Origin of the sequence: Amycolatopsis sp. CA-128772 (assembly GCF_002904295.1) — a bacterium.
In the GTDB taxonomy this organism is placed as follows: domain Bacteria; phylum Actinomycetota; class Actinomycetes; order Mycobacteriales; family Pseudonocardiaceae; genus Amycolatopsis.
This window is the reverse complement of the sequence record NZ_PPHG01000091.1, coordinates 107970-114407: the sequence shown is the minus strand read 5'-3', so window position 1 is coordinate 114407 and position 6438 is coordinate 107970. Positions and strand designations below refer to the sequence as shown.

Sequence of the window (6438 nt, the reverse complement as noted above, 5' to 3'; positions counted from 1 at the left end):
CCGGCGAGCAAGCTGCTGCTGGGCATCGGCTTCTACGGCCGCGGCTGGACCGGCGTCACGCAGGACGCCCCGGGCGGCACCGCGACCGGCGCCGCGCCGGGCACGTACGAGGCCGGCATCGAGGACTACAAGATCCTCAAGAACAGCTGCCCGGCGACCGGCACCATCGCCGGCACCGCGTACGCCAAGTGCGGCAGCAACTGGTGGAGCTACGACACGCCGTCGACCATCAACGGCAAGATGTCGTACGCCAAGCAGCAGGGTCTCGGCGGCGCCTTCTTCTGGGAGCTGACCGGCGACACCACCAGCGGTGAGCTCATCACCGCGATGAAGAACGGCCTCTCATGAGCCGCCGGTGGTTGCCCGCACTGGGGCTGGCGGCCGCGGCCGCCACGATCGGCGCGATGTTCGTGATCGCCCCGGCGAACGCGGCGGGCGGCGTGTCCGCGACCTTCTCGAAGGGCTCCGACTGGGGCACCGGGTACGAGGGCAAGTACACGATCGCCAACGGCTCGGGCTCGACGTTGCCGTCGTGGACCGTCGAGTTCGACCTGCCTTCCGGGGCGAAGATCGCGTCGGTGTGGGACGGCAGCTACACGGCGTCCGGCCAGCACGTCACGGTGAAGAACTCGTGGAACGGCAACGTCGGCAACGGCGGTAGCGCCAGCTTCGGGTTCAACGTGACGTACTCCGGTGCGTACGCGGCGCCGTCGAACTGCAAGCTGAACGGGGGTGCGTGCACCGCCGGGGGCACACCCCCCACGACCACGACGCCTCCTACGACGACGACCCCGCCGACGACGACCACACCGCCCCCGCCGGGTGGCCGGGGCGCGCCGTACCTGTACATGGGCTGGGGCAGCCCGCCCAACCCGCAGACGGTGATGAACGCGACCGGGGTCAAGTGGTTCACCATGGCGTTCATCAACGCCTCCGGTGGCTGCAACCCGGCGTGGGACAGCAGCCGTCCGCTGCAGGGCAGCGCGGACGCGAACGCCATCGCGCAGATCAAGGCGGCGGGCGGCCAGATCATCCCGTCGTTCGGCGGCTGGAGCGGCAACAAGCTCGGCCCGAACTGCTCGACGCCGGCCGCGCTGGCCGGCGCCTACCAGCAGGTGATCAACGCGTACGGGCTGAAGGCGATCGACATCGACATCGAGAACTCCGACGAGTTCGAGAACGAGGCCGTGCAGGACCGCATCCTGAACGCGCTGAAGATCGTCAAGCAGAACAACCCGGGCATCCAGACGATCCTGACGTTCGGCACGTCGACAACCGGCCCGAACTTCTACGGCAACCGGCTCATCGACCAGTCGAAGGCCCTCGGCGCGAACGTGGACGTGTTCACGATCATGCCGTTCGACTTCGGCGGCGGCGCGAACATGTACAACAGCACGGTCAGCGCGGCGAACGGGCTGCGGGACAAGCTGAAGTCGACGTTCGGCTGGTCGGACGCCACGGCGTACGCCCACCTCGGGATCTCGGGCATGAACGGCCTGTCCGACCAGCAGGAGCTGACGGACCTGTCGACCTGGACCCAGATCACGAACTGGGCCAAGTCGAACAAGATCGCCCGCCTGGCGTTCTGGTCGGTCAACCGCGACCGAGGCTGCCCCGGCGGCGGCGTCCAGGCGGCGTGCAGCGGCATCGCCCAGAACGACTGGGACTTCACGAAGGTGACGGCGGGCTTCTGACGTCGTCGTAGAAGAGGCCTCCTTGCCAGCTCCCCGGGCCGGCAAGGAGGCCTTCTTCACGACATCTTGACGGCGTCACCGATCGCCTGGTCCAAAATAGACACCCCCAGCGAGATCTCCTCTTCGGACGCCGTCAGCGGCGGCGCGATCCGGAACACCCCGCCCATTCCCGGCAGCTGCACGATGTTCATGTGCAGCCCCAGTTCCAGGCAGCGCTGCGTGACCCGCGCCCCCAGCTCGTCCGAACTCCGCTTCGTCTCGCGGTCCACCACGAGCTCCAGCCCGGCCAGCAGGCCGCGGCCGCGGATGTCGCCGACCACCTCGTGGCGGGACGCGATTTCCTCCAGACCCCGGCGCAGTACCGCGCCCAGTGACCGGGCCCGCTCGTCGAGGCGGTCGCGGGTCAGCACGTCCAGCACCGTGTTGCCCACCGCCGCCGGCAACGGGTCCGACACGTGCGTCGTGAAGAACAGGAATCCGCGGTCGTGGGCTTCCTGCTCGATGGCGGCACTCGTCAGGACCGCGGCCAGCGGCAGCCCGGCGCCGAGCGTCTTCGACAGCGTCAGGATGTCGGGGATGACGCCGTCGCGCTCGAACGCGTACCAGGTTCCGGTGCGGCAGAGCCCCGTCTGGGCCTCGTCGAGGATCAGCAGCATTCCGCGCTCGCGGCACTTCCCGGCCAGCGCGGCGAAGTAGCCCGGCGGTGGCTCGATGATGCCGCCCGAACTCAGGATCGGCTCCACCAGGCACGCGGCCAGGCTGCCGACCGACTGCGCGTCGATCAGCTCGAAGCCGAAGTCCAGCTGGCGGCGCCAATCCAGCGCGCCGGACGCGTCGGTGAAGTCCGGGCGGTACGCGTTCGGCGCCGGGATGGCGAAGTTGCCCGGTGCGGCCGGCCCGTAGCCGCGGCGGCCCGCGCTGTACGTCGCGCTCGCCGCTGCCGGCGTCATGCCGTGCCACGACCGGGCGAACGAGACGATCTCGTGCTTGCCGGTGACCAGCTTGGCCATCCGGATGGCCGCCTCGTTCGACTCGGCGCCCGTGGTCAGCAGCAGAGCCTTTTCCAGGGGCGCCGGGAGCGTCTCGGCGAGGCGTCGCGCGAGGTCGACGACCGGGCGGCTCAGCATGCCGCTGAACAGGTGGTCCAGCCGGCCGGCCTGCCGCCGGACGGTCTCGACGATCTCCGGGTGCGCGTGCCCGAGGATCGCGCTCATCTGGCCGGACGTGAAGTCGAGGATCCGGCGGCCGTCCTCGGTGAAGACGAAACTGCCCTCGGCGCGGTCGATGATTTCGCGGGTGAAGGCGCCGCCGTAACGCACGAGGTGCCGGTCGACGTCACCCCAGAAGGTGTCAGCCATGGCTTCGACGGTAGGTCCGCGGCGAGCGACACGTCCATCTCACGATTCCGGCTTTCCTGTTCGGTTCCGCCGAACAAGAATCGGCTCATGCCGAACCCGTGGCGCCTGCGCCTGCTGAGCCGGCTCGACACGCTGGGCACGGTCCGCGCGGTCGCGCAGGACGCCAACCTGAGCGCGTCGAGCGTGTCGCAGCAGCTGGCCGTCCTCGAAGCGGAAACCCGCACCCAGCTGCTGGAACGCACCGGCCGCCGGGTCCGGCTGACGCCCGCGGGGCTGATGCTGGCGCGCCGCGCGCGGGCGATCCTCGACCACCTGGACACGGTCGAGGCGGAGCTGCGCAGCCTCGGCGAGGAACCGGCGGGCCTGGTCCGGCTCGGCGCGTTCCAGAGCGCGATCCACACCCTCGCGGTGCCGGCGGTGACCCGGCTGGCGCACCCGCACCTCGAGGTCCAGCTGCTGGAGCTCGAGCCGCACGAGAGCATCCCGGCCCTGCGCGGCGGCGACGCCGACGTCATCATCACCACGACCGACTTCGTCGAGCTGCCGCTCGGTCCCGACCTCGACATCATCCCGCTGACCACGGACCCGATCGTGCTGGTCACGCCACCGGACGCACCCCGGGGCCCGGCGGTCCTGTCGGCCTACGCGGACAAGCCGTGGGCGCTGGACGTGCCGCAGTCGTACATGGCGAACCTGACGCTGCGCCTGTGCCGCGAGTCGGGTTTCGAGCCGCGGGTGGTGTGCCGCTTCAGCAACTACCTGATGACGCTGCAGCACGTCGAAGCCGGGTTGTCGATCGCCCTGCTGCCGGGCCTGGCCGTGGACCGCCGCTACCGCGTGGCGACGCGCGAGCTGGCGACCCCGGTGACGCGCACGATCGCGGCGGTCGTCCGCCGCGGTTCACCACCCCGGGCGGCGGTCAACGTGGTCCTCGAAGCCCTGCGGCAGCTGCCGGACCCGGTGGCGGGGGTCAGACCTCGGTCCTCTCCTTGACCGGCAGTTCCGGGTTCGCGCCCCACGCCAGTTCGGTGACCACGCGCACCGCGGCCGGCACCGCCGCCTCGACCGCCGGGGACAGGCCGAGCCCGCCGTCGACGCACGCCGGCTCGCAGCCCAGGACCAGGACGCGGCCCGCGTCGCCGCCCAGGAGGCGGAGGAGGCGGACCAGCGCGTCGCCCGGGAGGTCGTGCGTGTCCGGGGCCGACGTCAGGGAGAGTGTGCCCGGGGGTACGCCGTGCGGGGTCGCGTCGAGCAGGATCGTTGTGTCGTAGCCGCCGGTCAGGTCGTACGCCAGGTGGACCGTCGCGATGTCGTAGTCGGCGATCTGCACCCACGGGGGCAGGCCCGCCCGGTCCAGTTCCCGGATCACTTCGACACCGAAGCCGTCGTCGTGCAGGAAGACGTTGCCGATACTCGCGACCAGGACACGTGGCCTCATTGCGCAACCTCCTGGGGTGCGCTCTCAGGCTAGAACTGTGAAATGGATCACACAATAGGCTCGCGGTCGTCCTGCACGGTTTCCGCGCGGGCCAGCCACAGTCCGGCCTCGTGCGCGGCGCCCCGGGCGCGCAGCATGCGGGCCAGGCTGAGCATGCCCTGGACGTCGCCCGTCTCGGCGGCGCGGCGGAACCACTGCTCGGCCGCCGCCAGGTCCTCGCGGTGCTCGGCGAGGTGGCCGAGGTTGGTGAGGGCGGGGATGCTGCCGTGCTCGGCGGCCTTGCGGTACCAGGCGGCGGCTTCGCCCTCGTCGCCGCGGTTGCGGGCCAGGACGCCGAGGTTCGTCATCGCCGCCGGGTCGCCGCGCTCGGCCGCGTCGAGGTACCAGCTCTCGGCCTCTTCGAGGTCGCCGCGGCGGTGCAGCAGCAGGCCGAGCCGGGTGATCGCCTCGACGTGACCGCCGGTCGCGCCCTGGCGGTACCAGGATTCGGCGTCGGCGGGCCGGCCGAGCCGTTCGGCCTGCCGGCCCAGCTGGCAGGTGGCCGCGAGGTCGCCGGCCTGCACGGCGGAGCGCCACCAGCGGGACGCCTCGGCGGCCTGGCCGCGGTCGCGCAGCACGATCCCCAGGTCGATCATCGCCCCGGTGAACCCCGCCTCGGCGGCTTGGCGCAGCCACGACTGGGCCTGTTCGCCGTGGCCTTCTCCGCGGAGCAGCCGGCCCAGCGCGGCCATCGACGGCAGGTCGCCGGCGCGGGCCGCCTCGCTGTACCAGTGCCGGGCGTCTTCGCGCTTGCCGCGCCCCTCGTAGGACTTGGCCAGGTACTGCATCCCGTGGGGCTCGCCGGCCAGCGCCGCCTCGTGGTACCAGCGCTCGGCCTCGTCCGCGGCGCCGCGCTCGGCGAGCAGGTGGGCCAGCGCCGTCATGGACACGCGGTCGCCGCCCATGGCGGCCTTGCGGTACCACGACTCGGCCTCGGCGAGCTCACCGCGTTCACGCATCGCCGAGCCCATGCGGGCCATGGCGACGACGTTGCCGCCCTCGGCGGCTTTGCGCTGGAAGAAATCGTCGAACTTCTTGAGCCGGCCGGGCATCGGCTGCTCCCTCCGGATGGGTCCTGCTCCGGTAGTCGCAGTTGATCGGCTCCGTGTGACAGCTCCGCCGTGGGTGGGCGACGTCACATTCGCGCCAGGTCATCGTGTCGGCGCGGTTGTCCCGCGCCGGCAGAGGTGAGACTACGCCGCGCGACGGCGCAGGTGAGAGGAGAAAATCGTGGCGGCCCGACGCTTTCGGCTGAGCGTGACGCAGCGAACCCTGCTGGTAATCGCGGTTTTGGCCGTCGCGCTCTTCGGGTACTGGGCGACGAGGGGCGCGGGCGCAGCCCCGCCGCCGTCTTCGGCGCCGGTCCCGGTCAGCGCGGGCGACGCGCAGAAGCAGCTTGACGAGCTGACCATCGCCGCCCGCACCTCGATGGACGGCTACTCGCGCGAGAAGTTCCCGCACTGGGACAGCCAGGGATCCGGCTGCGACACCCGCGAGGTCGTCCTCAAGCGCGACGGCAAGGACGTCAAGACCGACAAGGACTGCAAGCCGACGTCCGGGAGCTGGACCAGCGTCTACGACGACGAGACCTGGACCAAGGCCACCGACCTCGACATCGACCACATGGTCCCGCTCGGGCAGGCGTGGGCGAGCGGCGCGAAGTCGTGGACGACCGAGAAGCGCGAGCAGTTCGCCAACGACCTGACCCGGCCCCAGCTGTTCGCCGTCACCGACAACGTCAACCAGCAGAAGAGCGACAAGGCGCCCGACCAGTGGAAGCCGCCGCTGGTGGCCTTCTGGTGCACCTACGCGACCGACTGGATCGTCGTGAAGCACTACTACGGCCTGTCCATCACGCAGGCCGAGAAGACCGCCTTGACCGACATGCTGCGCCGCTGCTGAGCTGGCC

The 6438-nt window shown here is 71.0% G+C and carries 7 protein-coding genes; 4 read left to right on the top strand and 3 right to left on the bottom strand.

Annotated features, from left to right (window positions below; all coding sequences use genetic code 11):
• The coding region (locus C2L59_RS49600; RefSeq protein ID WP_233223979.1) for a glycoside hydrolase family 18 protein at positions 1 to 348 on the top strand (348 nt) is incomplete at its 5' end.
• Positions 345 to 1694: a cellulose binding domain-containing protein gene (locus tag C2L59_RS41085; RefSeq protein WP_103354988.1), complete on the top strand. Its 1350-nt coding sequence runs from the start codon at positions 345 to 347 to the stop codon at positions 1692 to 1694. The genes C2L59_RS49600 and C2L59_RS41085, both read left to right, overlap by 4 nt.
• 56 nt (positions 1695 to 1750) lie before the next feature.
• On the opposite strand, the gene C2L59_RS41080 is transcribed toward C2L59_RS41085, so the two are convergent.
• A complete protein-coding gene (locus C2L59_RS41080) occupies positions 1751 to 3052 on the bottom strand; it encodes an aspartate aminotransferase family protein (protein ID WP_103354987.1) in 1302 nt (433 codons plus the stop codon).
• 87 nt (positions 3053 to 3139) lie between these two features.
• On the opposite strand from C2L59_RS41080, the gene C2L59_RS41075 reads away from it, so the two are divergent.
• Positions 3140 to 4045: a LysR family transcriptional regulator gene (locus C2L59_RS41075; protein WP_103354986.1), complete on the top strand. Its 906-nt coding sequence runs from the start codon at positions 3140 to 3142 to the stop codon at positions 4043 to 4045.
• Here the strand turns inward: C2L59_RS41075 and C2L59_RS41070 are convergent.
• Both C2L59_RS41070 and C2L59_RS41065 read right to left on the bottom strand, forming a co-directional pair.
• Positions 4023 to 4490, bottom strand: coding sequence for a hydrogenase maturation protease (locus C2L59_RS41070; RefSeq protein WP_103354985.1), 468 nt, complete (start codon positions 4488 to 4490; stop codon positions 4023 to 4025). The genes C2L59_RS41075 and C2L59_RS41070 overlap by 23 nt on opposite strands.
• Before the next feature lie 47 nt (positions 4491 to 4537).
• Positions 4538 to 5581, bottom strand: a complete 1044-nt coding sequence (locus C2L59_RS41065; protein ID WP_103354984.1) for a tetratricopeptide repeat protein — start codon at positions 5579 to 5581, stop codon at positions 4538 to 4540.
• 178 nt (positions 5582 to 5759) lie between these two features.
• On the opposite strand from C2L59_RS41065, the gene C2L59_RS41060 reads away from it, so the two are divergent.
• Entirely contained in the window at positions 5760 to 6431 is a 672-nt protein-coding gene (locus C2L59_RS41060) for an HNH endonuclease family protein (RefSeq protein ID WP_103354983.1), read from the top strand.
• Positions 6432 to 6438: the final 7 nt, after the last annotated feature.